The sequence below is a fragment of the Neobacillus muris genome (assembly GCF_943193175.1).
Lineage (GTDB): Bacteria > Bacillota > Bacilli > Bacillales > Cytobacillaceae > Neobacillus > Neobacillus muris.
Window position 1 is genome coordinate 45,057 of sequence record NZ_CALPDF010000002.1, and the last position, 16,469, is coordinate 61,525.

Annotated in this window: 14 protein-coding genes; 13 read left to right on the forward strand and 1 reads right to left on the reverse strand. The window is 39.7% G+C overall.

The annotated features are described in order from the left end of the window. Window positions 1-7 precede the first annotated feature (7 nt). From NFS43_RS01620 to pyc, 6 genes are all read left to right on the forward strand, one after another. Complete coding sequence (locus NFS43_RS01620) at window positions 8-967, forward strand: carbohydrate ABC transporter permease (protein WP_251549021.1); 960 nt, start codon at window positions 8-10, stop codon at window positions 965-967. Between the two features lie 2 nt (window positions 968-969). Beyond that, window positions 970-1,809: a carbohydrate ABC transporter permease gene (locus tag NFS43_RS01625; RefSeq protein ID WP_251549022.1), complete on the forward strand. Its 840-nt coding sequence runs from the start codon at window positions 970-972 to the stop codon at window positions 1,807-1,809. 102 nt (window positions 1,810-1,911) lie between these two features. Beyond that, window positions 1,912-2,550 carry a YesL family protein gene (locus NFS43_RS01630; protein WP_251549023.1) on the forward strand — a complete coding sequence of 213 codons (639 nt, stop codon included), beginning with the start codon at window positions 1,912-1,914 and terminating at the stop codon, window positions 2,548-2,550. A 115-nt stretch (window positions 2,551-2,665) separates the two neighbouring features. Further along, window positions 2,666-4,150 (forward strand): alpha-N-arabinofuranosidase, encoded by a 1,485-nt coding sequence (locus NFS43_RS01635; protein WP_251549024.1) that lies wholly within the window; start codon window positions 2,666-2,668, stop codon window positions 4,148-4,150. Window positions 4,151-4,166: 16 nt separating this feature from the next. Then, entirely contained in the window at window positions 4,167-4,442 is a 276-nt protein-coding gene (locus tag NFS43_RS01640; protein WP_251549025.1) for a DUF6171 family protein, read from the forward strand. Window positions 4,443-4,675: 233 nt separating this feature from the next. Continuing rightward, window positions 4,676-8,131, forward strand: coding sequence for a pyruvate carboxylase (pyc, locus tag NFS43_RS01645; protein ID WP_251549026.1), 3,456 nt, complete (start codon window positions 4,676-4,678; stop codon window positions 8,129-8,131). Between the two features lie 74 nt (window positions 8,132-8,205). On the opposite strand, the gene NFS43_RS01650 is transcribed toward pyc, so the two are convergent. Further along, complete coding sequence (locus NFS43_RS01650; RefSeq protein ID WP_251549027.1) at window positions 8,206-9,120, reverse strand: COX15/CtaA family protein; 915 nt, start codon at window positions 9,118-9,120, stop codon at window positions 8,206-8,208. Between the two features lie 632 nt (window positions 9,121-9,752). Between NFS43_RS01650 and cyoE the strand changes: the two genes are divergently transcribed. The 7 genes from cyoE to NFS43_RS01685 all read left to right on the forward strand — a co-directional run bounded on the left by cyoE (window position 9,753) and on the right by NFS43_RS01685 (window position 16,461). Continuing rightward, window positions 9,753-10,688 carry a heme o synthase gene (gene cyoE / locus NFS43_RS01655; RefSeq protein WP_251549028.1) on the forward strand — a complete coding sequence of 312 codons (936 nt, stop codon included), beginning with the start codon at window positions 9,753-9,755 and terminating at the stop codon, window positions 10,686-10,688. Between the two features lie 176 nt (window positions 10,689-10,864). Then, complete coding sequence (coxB, locus tag NFS43_RS01660; RefSeq protein ID WP_251549029.1) at window positions 10,865-11,923, forward strand: cytochrome c oxidase subunit II; 1,059 nt, start codon at window positions 10,865-10,867, stop codon at window positions 11,921-11,923. A 29-nt stretch (window positions 11,924-11,952) separates the two neighbouring features. Continuing rightward, a complete protein-coding gene (ctaD, locus tag NFS43_RS01665; protein WP_251549030.1) occupies window positions 11,953-13,821 on the forward strand; it encodes a cytochrome c oxidase subunit I in 1,869 nt (622 codons plus the stop codon). Beyond that, window positions 13,821-14,453: a cytochrome (ubi)quinol oxidase subunit III gene (locus NFS43_RS01670; protein ID WP_251549031.1), complete on the forward strand. Its 633-nt coding sequence runs from the start codon at window positions 13,821-13,823 to the stop codon at window positions 14,451-14,453. Before ctaD ends, NFS43_RS01670 begins: the two co-directional genes overlap by 1 nt. A gap of 4 nt (window positions 14,454-14,457) precedes the next feature. After that, the gene (gene ctaF / locus NFS43_RS01675; RefSeq protein ID WP_251549032.1) at window positions 14,458-14,790 is read left to right on the forward strand and encodes a cytochrome c oxidase subunit IVB; all 333 of its coding nucleotides are present in this window, start codon (window positions 14,458-14,460) and stop codon (window positions 14,788-14,790) included. Between the two features lie 143 nt (window positions 14,791-14,933). Next, the gene (gene ctaG, locus NFS43_RS01680; protein WP_251549033.1) at window positions 14,934-15,839 is read left to right on the forward strand and encodes a cytochrome c oxidase assembly factor CtaG; all 906 of its coding nucleotides are present in this window, start codon (window positions 14,934-14,936) and stop codon (window positions 15,837-15,839) included. A gap of 157 nt (window positions 15,840-15,996) precedes the next feature. Next, window positions 15,997-16,461, forward strand: a complete 465-nt coding sequence (locus tag NFS43_RS01685) for a DUF420 domain-containing protein (RefSeq protein WP_251549034.1) — start codon at window positions 15,997-15,999, stop codon at window positions 16,459-16,461. Window positions 16,462-16,469: the final 8 nt, after the last annotated feature.

A 16,469-nucleotide genomic window follows, 5' to 3' on the forward strand; every position in this document is an offset into this window, starting at 1 on the left:
TGAGCAAATGAACACACGTGTGATAAAGGAAAATCCAAGTGCAGATATTACAATCCAGCCAATCAGCAAAAAAGGTCGTTCTATTAAAGAAAATTTAACAGGATATGCGTTTATCAGCCCATTTGTGATAGGATTCCTTGCATTTACATTAATCCCGATCGTGACGTCATTATATTTATCATTTACAAACTATAATCTTTTTTCAACACCTAAATGGATTGGTCTTGATAACTATATAAAAATGTTTACTGGCGATCCTCGGTACTGGCAGTCATTAAAGGTGACCATTATTTATGTATTTGCAGGAGTTCCATTAAGACTAGGTTTCGCCTTATTAATTGCGATGATGTTAAATAAAGCATCAAGGGCAGTAGGTCTCTATCGTTCCTTATTTTACTTGCCATCTCTAATTGGCGGCAGTGTAGCAGTTGCCATTATGTGGCGGAATGTATTTGGAGACCAGGGAATTGTTAATATCTTGCTTGAGTTTTTTGGTATTCCAGCCGTTAGATGGTTCGGGAACCCTACAGCAGCCCTTTGGATGTTAATCTTCTTGGCAGCTTGGCAATTTGGTTCATCCATGCTAATTTTCCTTGCCGGATTAAAGGGAATTCCGAAAAGTTATTATGAAGCCGCAAGTGTTGACGGAGCAAATGGCGCACAGCAATTCTTCAAAATTACCCTGCCAATGTTGAGCCCGGTTATTCTATTCAATACTGTCATGCAAACTATTTCTGCATTTATGACATTCGTCCCAGCCTTTATTATCTCAAAAGGTACAGGCGGTCCAATGGATGGAACTCTTCTTTATTCCTTATACCTATTCTTACAAGGCTTCCAGTTCTTCAATATGGGTTATGCTTCCGCGATGGCATGGATCATGCTCATTATTGTTGCAATATTAACTGCGATCATCTTTGCAACATCAAAATTCTGGGTTCACTATGAATCGGAAGGAGGCAGATAACAATGAAGTTAAAATCACCTCGATGGTGGCTGTATCATATTTTGGTGGGCGGTTTTGCGATTTTAATGCTTTATCCTGTTGTTTGGCTCCTCATGAGCTCTTTTAAGCCCAGTAATACAATCTTTATTACTGCCAAATCACTGATTCCCGATACGTGGATATGGACTAACTATTCACAGGGATGGGAAGGGATCGGTGGGAATTCCTTTGGCGTTTTCATTAAAAATACTGCCATACTAGTCATCGTTGTGTTAATCGGGCAAGTAATCTCGTCAGCTTTCATAGCCTTTGGTTTTGCACGTCTGGAGTTTAAAGGAAAAGCCATTTGGTTTGGCATAATGATGGTAACTTTGATGCTTCCAGCTGAAGTGGTTATGGTCCCGCAATACATTATTTTCTCTAAACTGGGTTGGCTTAACTCAATTAAACCATTAGCGGTCCCAGCCTATTTTGGCCATCCATTTTTTATCTTTCTATTAGTGCAATTTATTCGGACGATACCGAGAGAACTGGATGAAGCCGCGATTATAGATGGGTGCGGCACTTTCAAAATATTTACTAAGATTATTTTGCCATTAATTAGACCTGCATTGGCAACTGCTGCGATTTTCTCATTCTATTGGACATGGGATTCACTTTTAGGACCTGTATTGTATTTAAATAGCCCTTCAAAGTATACAGTTTCCATGGCTTTAAATATGTTCCTAAGTAATGAAACCGTATCGAATTGGGGAGCTATGTTTGCCATGTCAGTCGTTACCTTAATTCCTGTATTTGTGATTTTCTTTATTTTCCAGCGGCAGGTTGTAGAAGGTATCAGTACAAGCGGGTTAAAAGGGTAATAGGGATAAGAAAAAGATTCTAAACCTTCGCCACTTTCTGCTATAAAGGGGGTGGCAAGGGGCTAATGATATAAGGATTAAGTAGTTTAAGGAGGCTTACAAATGGACACTTCAGGTTTTATGGGCGGTTTTTATAAATTGCTTGATTGGATATCACGGCTGGCATTAGTAAACTGTTTATGGATAGCATTTACCCTTCTGGGATTTGGTATCTTTGGATTTTTTCCTGCTACAGTTGCGATGTTTGCGGTCGCTCGAAAATGGATGCTGGGAAAAGAGGAATTGTCTATTTTTAAGACTTTTTGTACTGCATACAAACATGAATTTTTAAAAAGCAATCTCCTTGGGCTCATCATTGTGGGAATTTCCTTGATTTTATACCTTGATTTTCACTTTGTACAAAATTCAACTAATGAATTCGTCTCCTTTCTATATGTGCCATTTATTATCATCACTTTCATTTTTGTTTCGATGTTGTTTTATATCCTTCCGATTTTTGTCCATTATGATATGAACATTCGACAGGTGCTAAAGAATTCTTTTTTCGTCATGATTATGAATCCACTTTCTACTTTTTACATGCTGATTGGAAGTTTTGGAATTCTCTTTGTCCTTTCTTATGCGCCGCCAATCTGTATCCTTTATAGCGGCAATTTGTTGGCATTATTTATTATGAAGCCGGCCGTTACCGCTTTTGAAAAGATTAACCAGAAATCAAAACTATGGCTTCAAGAACAATAAAGAGAACACGGCAATTGGCAGGCAAGTGAACTATTCAGCAGGCATTGCGTCCGAGATGTCTGATAAAAGATTAAAATAAAGCGAATTATCAATTTTTTTAGGGAGGGTTCATCCAGTGAACAACGTAATTATAAACACAGATATTCAACTAGGGAAAATTAATAAAAATATTTATGGCCATTTTGCAGAGCACCTTGGAAGGTGTATCTATGGGGGGATTTGGGTTGGTGAGGATTCTTCCATTGCCAATACGAAAGGAATTCGTAATGATGTTTTGGCTGCATTAATTGAAATTAACATCCCTGTTCTTCGTTGGCCGGGTGGCTGTTTTGCGGATGAATATCATTGGAAGGATGGGGTTGGCCCAAAAGAAGGCCGTAAGCGAATGGTGAATACTCATTGGGGCGGTGTCGTGGAAAACAACCATTTTGGCACCCATGAATTTATGCTTTTATGTGAATTGTTGGATTGCGAACCCTATATTTGTGGAAATGTCGGAAGCGGGACCGTTCAAGAAATGTCTGAGTGGGTTGAGTATATGACCTTTGATGGTGAATCGCCAATGGCCGATTGGAGAAGGGAAAACGGTAGGGAAAAGCCTTGGAAACTCAAATATTTCGGTGTTGGAAATGAAAATTGGGGCTGTGGCGGGAATATGCGCGCCGAATATTATTCCGACTTATTTCGACGTTATCAAACTTATGTGAAAAATTACGGCAGTAATAAAATATATAAAATTGCTTGCGGAGCCAATTCGGATGATTATAATTGGACTGAGGTGCTGATGGAAAATGCTGGCCGGATGATGGATGGACTCAGCATGCATTATTATACGGTTCCTGGTGATTGGCAGGATAAAGGCTCTGCGGTTGATTTTGCTGAGGATGAATGGTTTATTACATTGAAAAAGGCTTATCGAATGGATGAGATCATTACAAAACACTCAACGATAATGGATAAATATGATCCACAAAAGCGAGTAGGACTGATTATCGATGAATGGGGCACTTGGTATAATGTGGAAAGAGGAACGAATCCGGGATTTTTGTATCAGCAAAACACTTTAAGAGATGCGCTGGTGGCCGGAGTGCATTTTCATATTTTCCATAACCACAATGATCGCGTTCAAATGACAAATATCGCTCAGACGATAAATGTCCTGCAGGCCATGATATTAACGGAAGGAGAAAAAATGATCCTAACTCCAACCTATCACGTATTTAATATGTATAAAGTACATCAGGATGCCGAAAGATTAGCGGTTCAATCCTCATTTGGCAGCTATGAATATAAGGGAGAATCATTACCGCAAGTTAGTGTGACAGCGTCTATGAATAACGAAGGAAAGATACATATTAGTTTATGCAATATTGACCCTTCCAATCAAGCAGAGATTGTTATTGAGCTTCGCGGGTTAAGTGAAACGATTAAAACTGTATCAGGTACTATAATAACAGCTGGCAGCATGAACGCACATAATACCTTTGATCATCCAGAAACCGTAAAACCCGTAAGCTTTAAGGATGCTATTCTGGATAAGGGGGAACTGGTTGTTCATTTGCCTGCCATGGCTGTTGTTACTTTAGCGATTGAATCATGAAAGGAAGGATAGCTTGATGGACGAAAAAGGACTTTGTAAGGGATGTCAGGAAACGGTTTATGTGCAAGATGATGCAATCGAACAAATGATAGGGAAAGCAGAGGAAGAAGAACCTTTTAACATTGTTTCCGATGAAATTTATTCCATGCGATTGCAGCACTGTGAAAGCTGCCCATCTTTAAAATATGGAACAACTTGTGCGTACAGCGGCTGTATCGTCCGCTATCGGGCTAAATTTAAAAATAAGAGCTGCCCCAATGCGAAGGAAACCAAGTGGAAAAAGATCATCTAACCTGTATCTCTTATACTGGAAGAAAAAATAAATGATGACTATTTGTTTGGATGAAACGGTATATCTATTTTTTTAGAAGAGGGATTATGCGTGAAAAATATTCATTTTATTAACTCTTGTTTTGAGAACATTTAGTAGAATGATCCGGCATAATATTTTTTATTGCTGACTGACTATTCTAATTTGTATGATATTATAAGAATTATAGAATGATCAGTAGGAGGCATTAAGAAATGGGTTTTATCGTGACAAAGCAAATTAGCAAAGTACTGGTTGCCAACAGGGGAGAAATTGCGATAAGGGTTTTTCGCGCCTGTACAGAATTGAATATACGGACGGTTGCTATTTATTCTAAAGAGGATTCTGGTTCATACCATCGATATAAAGCCGATGAAGCTTATTTAGTTGGGATAGGCAAGAAACCTATTGATGCTTATTTGGACATAGAAGGAATCATTGCGATCGCCAAAAAAAGCGGAGCAAATGCCATTCATCCCGGTTATGGATTTCTTTCAGAAAATATTCACTTTGCTAAGCGGTGTGAAGAAGAAGGCATTATTTTTATCGGCCCGGAATCTAAACATCTTGATATGTTCGGGGATAAGGTAAAAGCCAGGCAACAGGCTCAGCTTGCAGGTATTCCGGTTATTCCTGGAAGTGATGGGCCAATAAACAGCTATTCTGAAGTAATGGAGTTTGCTGAGGATTATGGTTTTCCCATTATCATCAAGGCATCCCTCGGCGGCGGCGGGCGCGGGATGAGAATTGTGAACAGCAGGGAAGATGTAAGGGAGGCTTTTGACCGTGCCAAATCAGAAGCTAAAGCGGCTTTCGGCAGCGATGAGGTATATCTTGAAAAATTAATTGAGAAACCTAAACATATCGAGGTTCAAATTATTGGGGACAAGCACGGTAACATTATCCATCTCTATGACCGGGATTGCTCCGTTCAAAGACGCCATCAAAAAGTGGTGGAGGTTGCCCCAAGTACCTCCATTTCAGAAGAACTGCGAAAGGAAATTTGTGATGCGGCAGTTAAATTAATGAGGAATGTTCAGTATCTTAATGCAGGTACTGTTGAATTTCTTGTCTCCGGAAATAACTTTTATTTTATTGAAGTCAATCCTCGAGTCCAAGTTGAACATACTGTTACTGAATTGGTAACGGGAATTGATATTGTCCAAACGCAGATTTTGGTATCGGAAGGGCATGAGTTACATGCTCCGATTATTGGAATTCCTGTACAGGAAAAAATTCAACTAAATGGATTTGCAATTCAAGCACGGGTCACAACAGAGGATCCATTAAATAATTTCATGCCAGATACAGGAAGAATTACAACCTACCGTTCAGGTGGCGGATTTGGTGTCCGGCTGGATGCCGGCAACAGTTATATGGGGGCAGTGATTACCCCTTATTACGACTCCTTGCTGGTAAAACTGACAACATGGGCGCTCACCTTTGAACAAGCAGCCGCAAAAATGGTCCGTAACTTACAGGAATTTAGAATAAGAGGAATCAAAACCAATATTCCATTCCTTGAGAATGTAGTAAAACACGAGAAATTCTTAAATGGTGAATACGATACATCATTTATTGATACAACACCAGAGTTATTTATTTTCCCTGCAAGCAAAGACAGGGGAACGAAAATGCTAACGTACATTGGAACAGTGACGGTGAACGGTTTTCCAGGGATTGAAAAGAAAAAAAGACCCGTGTTTACCTCCCCTAAAGTTCCAAAGATTTCATATGATGCTCCCTATAAAAATGGTACGAAACAAATTTTAGACCAATATGGTGCTGATGGGTTAGTGAAATGGGTAAAAAGTCAGGAGCGGGTGTTATTGACCGATACGACTTTCAGAGATGCCCATCAATCCCTTCTGGCAACAAGGATGCGGACATTCGATTTGGCTAACATTAGTGAACCAACAGCCAAATTGCTTCCAGCCTTATTTTCGCTGGAAATGTGGGGAGGAGCAACGTTTGATACTTCCTACCGTTTCCTAAAAGAAGATCCATGGGAACGTTTGCTAACCTTGCGGAAAAAGATCCCTAATACTCTTTTTCAAATGCTGCTGCGTGGTGCCAATGCGGTCGGTTACAAAAATTATCCTGATAATGTGATTACGGAATTTGTTAACCAGTCTGCAGCAGCAGGCATTGATGTATTTCGAATTTTCGACAGCCTCAACTGGGTCAAGGGAATGGAGACTGCTATTGAGGCCGTTAGGCAGGCGGGAAAAATTGCTGAGGCCGCAATCTGCTATACGGGTGATATTTTGGATCCGTCAAGAAGCAAATACAATCTTGAATACTATAAAAATTTGGCAAAAGAATTGGAGACTCAGGGGGCGCATATACTTGCCATCAAAGATATGGCAGGCCTATTAAAGCCTGAAGCAGCTTACCGGCTGATATCAGAATTAAAAGAAACGGTCGATCTTCCGATTCACCTGCACACTCACGATACAAGCGGCAACGGAATTTTTACCTATGCAAGAGCCATTGATGCCGGTGTTGACATTGTCGACACTGCCTTAAGTTCAATGGCAGGGTTAACATCCCAGCCAAGTGCCAATTCCTTATACTATGCTCTTGAAGGCAGAGAAAGAAGGCCAAAAGTTTCCATTGAGTCACTTGAATCCCTTTCCGCCTATTGGGAGGATGTTCGAAAATATTATCATGATTTTGAAAGTGGCATGGTGGCTCCTCATACCGAGGTATATCAGCATGAGATGCCTGGAGGGCAATATAGCAATCTGCAGCAGCAGGCCAAAGCTGTAGGGCTGGGAGACCGCTGGGAAGAAGTAAAAGGCATGTATGCTAGAGTAAATCAAATGTTTGGAGACCTTGTCAAAGTGACACCTTCGTCCAAGGTGGTTGGCGACATGGCCCTGTTTATGGTCCAAAATAAACTGACAGAAGAGGATGTTTTAATTAAAGGGCAATCACTTGATTTTCCGGATTCTGTTATAGAATTGTTCCAAGGATATCTGGGCCAGCCGTATGGCGGCTTCCCGGAAGAACTGCAGAAAGTCATTTTAAAAGGGCAAGAGCCTTTGGAATGCCGGCCAGGGGAACTGCTTGAACCAGTTGATTTTGCGAAAGTGAAAGAAGAGTTATATGCCCATTTGGGCCGGCAGGCAACAGCTTTTGAACTTATTTCTTATGTTTTGTATCCGAAAGTATATTTGGATTACATTAAAACGGTAGAAACATATGGCGATTTGTCGGTGCTTGATACGCCAACCTTCCTTTATGGGCTGCGCCTAGGCGAAGAAATTGAGATAGAGATCGAAACAGGCAAGACACTGATTGTTAAGCTTGTTTCCATAGGACAGCCACAGCCCGACGGCATCAGGGTTGTTTACTTTGAGTTGAACGGCCAGCCTCGTGAAGTAGTGATTAAGGACGAAAGTATCAAGGCTGTGGCAACTGCCAGAATCAAAGCAAATCCGAAAAATGAAAATCATATCTCGGCTTCCATGCCTGGAACTGTTGTTAAAGTATTGGTTGAAAAAGGAGAAAAAGTCGAGCAGGGTGACCACTTAATCATTACGGAAGCCATGAAAATGGAGACAACCATACAAGCGCCATATTCCGGAACAGTAAAAGAGATCTATGCAGCTGGTGCGGATGCTATACAAACAGGGGATTTGCTAATCGAATTGGTGAAGTCCTAGAATGCAAAAAAGGTTGCCGGCAGAGCTGCTGGCAACTTTTTTTCATAGCTAGACAACGAGGGTGTCTGGCTGTCCTAGATTTTGCGAGAGTTCTTTTTGGATCTAGTCCAGAGTAAAATAAAGTAGCTAAAAACACCGAATAAGCAGGTAATAAAAAAGGCGTGCAGTAAAGCAATATAAAGATTCAACCTAGAAAAGATAATCAAAGCTCCTGCGATTACCTGCAGGGTTACGAGAATGAACGAAATGATCCAGCCCCAATAAAGCAGCTTCTGCTCTTTGTAATAACGAATGGCCAAATAGGTAATGTAAGCAACCCAAATAAAAATGATTCCAGCTGCCGTACGGTGGCCCATTTGAACCCATTCATACAAATTGCCGGGAAGAGCCGGTGCATCGTTGAGGCATAAGGGCCAATCCCGGCATATAAGACTGGCTTTTGTATGGCGGACCAAAGCACCTGTATAAATGACAAAATAACTATAGATCGATACACCGATAATATGGCGTCCCATTCTTGAATCAATAATCAATTTGTCTGCTTCAAATTTCTTATCTACTTCAAAAATCAGTAGAGTCAGGAGAAAAACAGCAGCAAATGAGACAAGTGAAATGCCAAAATGCAATGCCAAGACAAAGCTGGATTGTCCCCAAACTACGGCTGCAGCTCCGATTAGACCTTGCAGCACCAGGAAAAACAATGATAAAAATGCCAAAAATTTTGTTTCACGAATATGTCCAATTACTCTCCAAGACCATATGGATAAAATTAACACCAAAAATCCAACGACTCCTGATACAAGGCGGTGGGCTAGTTCAATGATTAATTCAACAGTTATTTGAGTTGGGACAAATTCTCCATTACACAAGGGCCATGACCTGCCGCATCCCATACCGGATCCAGTTTTGGTCACTAATGCCCCGCCTAATAAAATGAAAACCATTCCAATAGTAGTGGCAACAGCCAGCCACTTCAAAGAGCGTCGCAAAAATATTCACCTCTTAAAAAGTTCAATAATTTGTCAAAGTTTTTTTATGACAGTATAATGGATGAGAAAACCAGAAAGATTAAAAGTACCCTTTTCATCATAACGAATCCCCCAGAAAAAGAACAGAATTTTGAATTATATGATCGCGTTTTCTTCATGATTGATTTTAAATTTTGGATAATTTCTATTTAACACTATTATTATAGTGAAAAACATAAAAAATTGAATATCAATGAAACAAATAGGGGACATTTGCTGGACGATTATGTCACAGATAAAAACTGAGGCTATTTCTTTTTTTATTTAGGTATATTGAAGAAATATTAACGTTTTATCTGATTTAGCGAGACTCTTACTAACGGTTTGAACAAAAATGCTGTATAATAGCACTTAAGACACACAGGACACAAAATAGTCGAAAATTATTCAAAAAAAGTTCACAAAAACTTCAAAAAGTGTGATTTAATATACAGAGAAAGTTATTTTGAAAATTAGTATTTAGCCTTGTTTTGATGAAGAAATAAGAGTGAGTTTCTTTCCAGGATCTTCTTGAAATAGAAGTGAACGCGGAAACTAACGATTAGATCCTTTGGTTTAGCGGGAATCGCTATTAGGAATTAGGAGGAAAGAACATGTCCAACTCAAAGGCATACGGGGATGCGGCCATTGAAAATGGTGCAGCAAGCCTTGATTCCGGGGCTAAGACTTCGGTGTGGAAAGACTTTATGGCACTAATTAAAATTGGTATCGTGAATTCTAACCTGATAACTGCATTTACAGGACTTTGGCTTGCCCTGCACTTTACGGGTCAAAGCTTCCTTGATCATTTAGATATTGTGTTTTTTACAGTAATAGGCTCTTCATTGATTATTGCAGGATCGTGTGCAGTCAATAATTTTATTGATCGCGATATTGACCATTTAATGGAGCGTACGAAGACTAGACCGACAGTAACCGGCAAAATAATGCCTGGTAAAGTTCTGCTGCTTGGTATTCTTCTTATCGGAATAGGTACACTATTTTTATCCTTTACAACTGTAACTGCAACAGTTATTGGGCTGCTTGGAGTTTTTAGTTATGTCGTTCTTTATACGATGTGGTCAAAACGCCAATTAGTCTCTAATACCATTATTGGCAGTATTTCTGGAGCAGTTCCTCCGCTTATTGGATGGGCAGCGGTCGATGCAAATTTAAGTGTTTTGGCTTGGTCGTTGTTTATATTAATGTTTGTTTGGCAGCCGCCGCATTTTTATGCACTGGCGATGCGCAGAGTAAATGAATATAAGGCGGCAGGGATCCCGATGCTTCCGGTTGTTAAGGGATTCAAAGCAACGAAAATTCATATCTTGATTTGGGTAGCAGCGTTGCTGCCAATCCCATTTTTTTTAACAGACTTAGGAATCCCATTTCTAATTCTAGCCAGTGTTTTAAATATCGGCTGGCTGGCATTAGGGATTTATGGATATAAAATCAAAGATGATATTAAGTGGGCAAAGCTAATGTTTGTTTATTCATTGCAATACTTAACCATTATTTTTACAGCAATGGTCATTGTTACATTGATTTAGTTTTGTTTGCTTAAAACATATGGTTTACACCAATTCATGCCATCAGAGGGCGGCCTGTTGAAATTTCAGCAAAGGGGTGCCGCCAATCTCTGATGGTGTGAGAAAGAATAATTCTACATACATCTTTGATTAATCAATATTTTGAATTTAAAAGCGAAAGAGGGGTTTGATTAAGCATGAAAAGGCTTGCAAAATGGCGTTTGATCTCAATTTTTGCGATATTGACGCTAATACTCTCCGGATGTGGCGAACCGTTCCTTTCCGCGCTGAAGCCTGCCGGTGAAGTTGCAGACATGCAATACGATTTAATGAAGTTAAGTACCTTCATTATGGTTGGAGTAATCCTTGTGGTTGTCATTATTTTCGTGACTGTTTTTATCCGTTTCAGAAGAAAAGATGATACGATTCCAAAACAGGTAGAAGGCAGCCATAAACTGGAAATCATTTGGACGGTTATTCCAATCCTATTACTGTTAATTCTTGCTGTACCAACTGTTGCAGCGACGTTTAAGCTTGCTGATGTCGACCAAATGGACAAGAAAAATACCAAAGCTTTGGTCATTAATGTCCGCTCCCATTTATATTGGTGGGATTTTGAATATCCAAATCAAAAAATTGTCACCAGCCAAGAATTGGTGGTTCCAACTGACGAGAAGGTTTATTTCAATTTGAAATCATTGGATGTAAAGCATTCGTTCTGGATCCCGGCTGTTGGCGGAAAAATGGACACAAATACTGATAATGAAAACAAATTCTGGCTGGAGTTTGATGCCAAAAGAGCGAACGAAGCTGGTAATCTTTTTTATGGAAAATGTGCAGAACTCTGCGGCCCATCTCACGCACTAATGGACTTTAAAGTAAAGGCAATGAGCCGTGATGATTTTGATACCTGGGTTAAATCTATGCAGAACGTAAAAGAAGCACAAAAGGCAAATACAGATTTAGCTGCAGAAGGCCAAGAAATTTTTAATAACAGCTGTATTGGCTGTCACGCTGTTACACCTTCAAATCAAATGCCTGATACAGCACGGCAGGCTCCTAATTTAACAAACTTTGGAGATCGTTCTCGTGTTGCCGGCATTTTGGATCATAATAAAGAAGAATTAAAAAATTGGATTCGTGATCCAGAAAAATATAAGCCGGGTAATATGATGACGAACAAATATCCAGAAATGTCAGAAGATCAGCTTGATGCCTTGGCAGAATATTTGATGGGGTTAAAGGTTCAGCAATAAAGGGAAATGGTTAAAAGGGAGGTAAAATTGTGAGTACCTATGCTCAAAAAAAGGGGTTTGGTGCAACTGTATGGGACTTTTTAACAACTGTTGACCATAAAAAAATCGCCATCCTCTATCTTCTAGCAGGCGGAATATTCTTCGTAGTCGGAGGACTAGAAGCAGTATTTATCCGTATTCAGCTTGCGGTGCCGAATAATGACTTTGTCAGTGCCGGAGCTTTTAATGAAATCATCACAATGCATGGAACAACAATGATTTTCTTGGCAGCCATGCCAATCCTGTTTGGCTTTATGAATGCAGTCATGCCGTTACAAATTGGCGCTCGTGACGTGGCTTTTCCGTTTTTGAATGCATTAGGATTTTGGCTGTTCTTCTTTGGGGGTGTGTTCCTTAACCTTTCATGGTTTCTGGGGGGAGCACCTGACGCAGGGTGGACTTCTTATGCATCATTAGCCATCCATTCAAAAGGACATGGAATTGACTTTTACGTATTAGGACTGCAGATTTCCGGTCTAGGAACATTGATTGGTGGCATTAACTTCTTGGCAACCATCATCAATATGCGTGCACCTGGTATGACCTACATGAGGATGCCGTTATTTACATGGACTACTTTCGTAGCTTCTGCGTTAATTTTATTTGCCTTCCCGCCATTAACGGTCGGTTTGGTTTTAATGATGTTTGACCGCATGTTTGGCTCTAATTTCTTTGTTGTAGCTAACGGAGGGAATACCGTAATTTGGGAACATTTATTCTGGATATTCGGTCACCCAGAAGTATATATCTTAGTTCTTCCCGCTTTTGGTATTTTCTCGGAAATATTCTCAACTTTCTCGAGAAAACGTTTGTTTGGCTATTCATCCATGGTTTTCGCAACCGTACTAATTGGATTCCTAGGATTCATGGTATGGGCCCACCACATGTTTACAACTGGATTAGGTCCTGTAGCTAATGCAATCTTTGCTGTTGCTACAATGGCAATCGGAGTTCCGACTGGTATTAAAATCTTTAACTGGCTGTTTACCATGTGGGGAGGAAGTGTTAAATTCACAGCTCCCATGCACTGGGCATTTGCCTTTATTCCATCCTTCATCATGGGCGGGGTTACAGGGGTTATGCTGGCAGCAGCTGCAGCGGACTATCAGTACCATGATACGTACTTTGTAGTTGCGCACTTCCACTATGTTATTGTCGGTGGTGTGGTATTTTCGATTTTTGCCGGTACGACATATTGGTGGCCAAAAATATTTGGCACAATGTTAAACGAAACACTTGGGAAAATCACTTTCTGGCTTTTCTTTATTGGTTTCCACATGACATTCTTTATTCAGCACTTCCTTGGCCTATGGGGCATGCCGCGCCGGGTATTTACCTATCTTCCTGGTCAAGGCTTTGATACTGCCAATATGATAAGCTCTATTGGAGCCCTATTTATGTCACTGGGTGTGATTGCACTGCTTATTAACGTGGTAGTGACTTCTGTTAAAAATGTTAAAGTGGGCGATGACCCATGGGGTGACGGAAGGACGCTTGAATGGTCCATTTCTTCACCGCCGCCGTTCTATAACTTTAAACAGCTTCCGCTTGTACGTGGATTAGATGCTTTTTGGATTGAAAAAATGGAAGGCAAGAAAGGTATGATACCGGCTGAGCCGCTTGGTGATATTCATATGCCTAATGCTTCCTTCTTACCTTTCATCATGGCTATGGGACTTTTCATAGCAGCTTTCGGAGCTTTATATCATGGTGAACATTCTTGGTCAATCCTAGTTATCATCATTGGATTATTAGTTACATTCGGGGCAATGTTTGTACGTTCGGTTAAAGATGATCATGGATTCCATATCCATAAAGAAGAATTAATGGATGATAATGATAAGGGGGTTAAGGCATAATGCACGCTGAAGAAAAATTAACTTATGAAACATGGCCTGCAGAGCCGGAAAAATCAACCCTTGAAGCGAAAAATAAATTTTTGGGCTTTTGGCTATTCCTCGGGGGAGAGACAGTTTTGTTTGCCTCTCTCTTTGCAACCTATCTTGCCTTAAAAGACAAGGTGCCTAACCCTGGTGAGGCAGCTTTGGCAAAGGATTTGTTTGAGCTTCCGCTTACATTTGTAGCCACTATGCTGTTATTGACTAGTTCCTTGACAAGCGTTTACGCAATGTATCAAATGAAGAATTTTCAATTTAAAAAAATGATGCTTTGGCTGGGGATTACTGTTTTATTAGGTCTAGGATTCTTAGGCCTTGAGGTATATGAATTTAACCATTATGTACATGAATACCATCATACCTTTACAAGCAGTGCGTTCGGTTCTGCGTTTTATACATTGGTTGGTTTCCACGGCGGTCACGTTACATTTGGTCTAGCTTGGATTTTAACGCTCATGATTCGGAATGCAAAACGCGGGTTAAACCTATACAATGCACCAAAGTTTTATGTAGCGAGTCTTTATTGGCACTTTATTGACGTTGTTTGGGTATTCATCTTTACAGTTGTATATCTAATGGGAATGGTGGGATGATCTGATGGCAAATCAACAAACAAATTCAGGGAATCCAAGAGTTGATCTGGAATATCGCCGCCGGAAAAGTGCTGAAGAAATGAGGTATCAGGTTGTATCGTTCTCATTGATGATCTTCCTGACATTGGTGGCATTTGCGGCTGTTGCTATGAAAGGTTCTGCTTGGTTTACAGTCCCTTTTATTATTCTTTTGGCGTTCGTCCAAGTAGTTTTTCAGCTTTATTACTTTATGCATATGAGCCATAAGGGCCATGAAGCACCTTCGTTATTCTTATATTCAGGTTTATTTGTAGGATTAATAACCGTGCTGACATTTATGACAATCGTATGGTGGTAGATACAAAGGCTGTCTGAAAAGGGGTTCTACTCTTTTAGACAGCCTTTATTTTAACTTTGGAAAGGTTCATTCTTTGATTATCGATATTGCCGGGGGTATAATAAAAATAATGGATTCTTTCTAAGAGATTGAGGTGAAATGCGGTGCTTATATTTGATATTTTTAGTTTTCAAGCACTTTGGAGCCCATACTTTTTACTAATACTCATAGCCCTAACCATTGGCTATTTTCTACTGACAGTCAAATACAGGACTAGGTTCCAAGATAGTGAGCCTTTAACAAAACAACAGGCAGGTTTGTTTTTGACAGCGATGTTTTTTTTATATGCCATTAAAGGTTCACCTCTTGATTTAATGGGGCATTTAATGTTTTATGTCCATGCCATTACGATGGTTTTATTAGTATTTTTAGTTCCGCCGATATTCATTTTATCAATTCCTCCTTGGCTTTGGCGGAATTTCTTGAATATAAAGCCAGTTCATTCGGTTTTTAACCTTTTTACAAAACCGGTTGTTGCTGTCATGGCGTTTAATGGACTTTTCTCTTTTTACCACATTCCGATAATTTTTGATAATGTCATGCAAAATCGGTTTTATCATGGAGGATACCAGATATTGCTATTTATCACTGCCGTATTTTTATGGTGGGCATTAGTTCCGCCTCTGCCTAAGGAACAAAACCTTAGCGGGATAAAAAAAGTGGCTTATATCTTTATTAATGGCATATTGATTACACCTTCATGTGCATTAATTATTTTTGCGGATAATCCACTATATGCAACCTATTATGACCCCCATGTTTGGGGCAAAGTCATGAGTTTGTGTGTGGGGACTGCAGCCTTTTCTAATTTAAATTTAAGCGGGCCTGAAATGTTTAGCTCAATGCCGCTCATTTATGATCAGCGTCTTGGCGGGACAGTTATGAAAATCATTCAAGAAATTATTTATTCCGTTATTTTAGCAAAGGTATTTTTTGAATGGTACCGCAAAGACCAGGAGGAGTCTGAATTAAGCTTAAAACAGCCGATAAATCCTAGACCTGTTGAATAGACTCCTTTTTCATTGTGGGAGTCTTTTTTTTGAATCTGGTTTCGCTCTGTTCCTCTTCTTTTATGATAATCTTCCCTTTTCGAAACAGCTCTTAATTGAAAAACTGTGAAAACTACATTAAAATTATTTTAGAATATATGTAAAGAGAGGAAATGTGATGGATTCCATACCAGTTTTACCAACGATTAGTACCACTTTTATTGTTTTAAGTGCGATTACAGTAGCGATTGGCTGGGGGCAAATTAAGCAAAGAAAAAGAGAAGCACATAAAAAAACAATGGTCTTAGCCGCTGTATTTGCGTTAATCTTTTTTATCATTTATGCATCTAGAACGATTTTTATCGGCAATACGTCGTTTGGCGGACCAGATACGGTTAAAATATACTACACGATATTTCTAATTTTTCATATCACGTTAGCAACGGTGGGAGCAGTGTTGGGGATAATGTCACTATACTCTGGATATAAGAATAACTTTTCATTCCATCGCCGGCTTGGACCTATTACAAGTTTCGTATGGTTCTTTACGGCGATTACGGGCGTTGCCGTCTATTTATTATTGTATATCTTTTATCATGGGGGAGAAACAACGTCCCTTATTAAAGCAATTTTGGGATTTTAATGAGATCA

Excerpts from the sequence above, each read along its gene's own strand:
- NFS43_RS01620 (WP_251549021.1), top strand. The coding sequence starts at position 8 with ATGAACACACGTGTGATAAAGGAAAATCCAAGTGCAGATATTACAATC.
- NFS43_RS01625 (WP_251549022.1), top strand. The coding sequence starts at position 970 with ATGAAGTTAAAATCACCTCGATGGTGGCTGTATCATATTTTGGTGGGC.
- NFS43_RS01630 (WP_251549023.1), top strand. The coding sequence starts at position 1,912 with ATGGACACTTCAGGTTTTATGGGCGGTTTTTATAAATTGCTTGATTGG.
- NFS43_RS01640 (WP_251549025.1), top strand. The coding sequence starts at position 4,167 with ATGGACGAAAAAGGACTTTGTAAGGGATGTCAGGAAACGGTTTATGTG.
- pyc (WP_251549026.1), top strand. The coding sequence starts at position 4,676 with ATGGGTTTTATCGTGACAAAGCAAATTAGCAAAGTACTGGTTGCCAAC.
- cyoE (WP_251549028.1), top strand. The coding sequence starts at position 9,753 with ATGTCCAACTCAAAGGCATACGGGGATGCGGCCATTGAAAATGGTGCA.
- coxB (WP_251549029.1), top strand. The coding sequence starts at position 10,865 with ATGAAAAGGCTTGCAAAATGGCGTTTGATCTCAATTTTTGCGATATTG.
- NFS43_RS01670 (WP_251549031.1), top strand. The coding sequence starts at position 13,821 with ATGCACGCTGAAGAAAAATTAACTTATGAAACATGGCCTGCAGAGCCG.
- ctaF (WP_251549032.1), top strand. The coding sequence starts at position 14,458 with ATGGCAAATCAACAAACAAATTCAGGGAATCCAAGAGTTGATCTGGAA.
- NFS43_RS01685 (WP_251549034.1), top strand. The coding sequence starts at position 15,997 with ATGGATTCCATACCAGTTTTACCAACGATTAGTACCACTTTTATTGTT.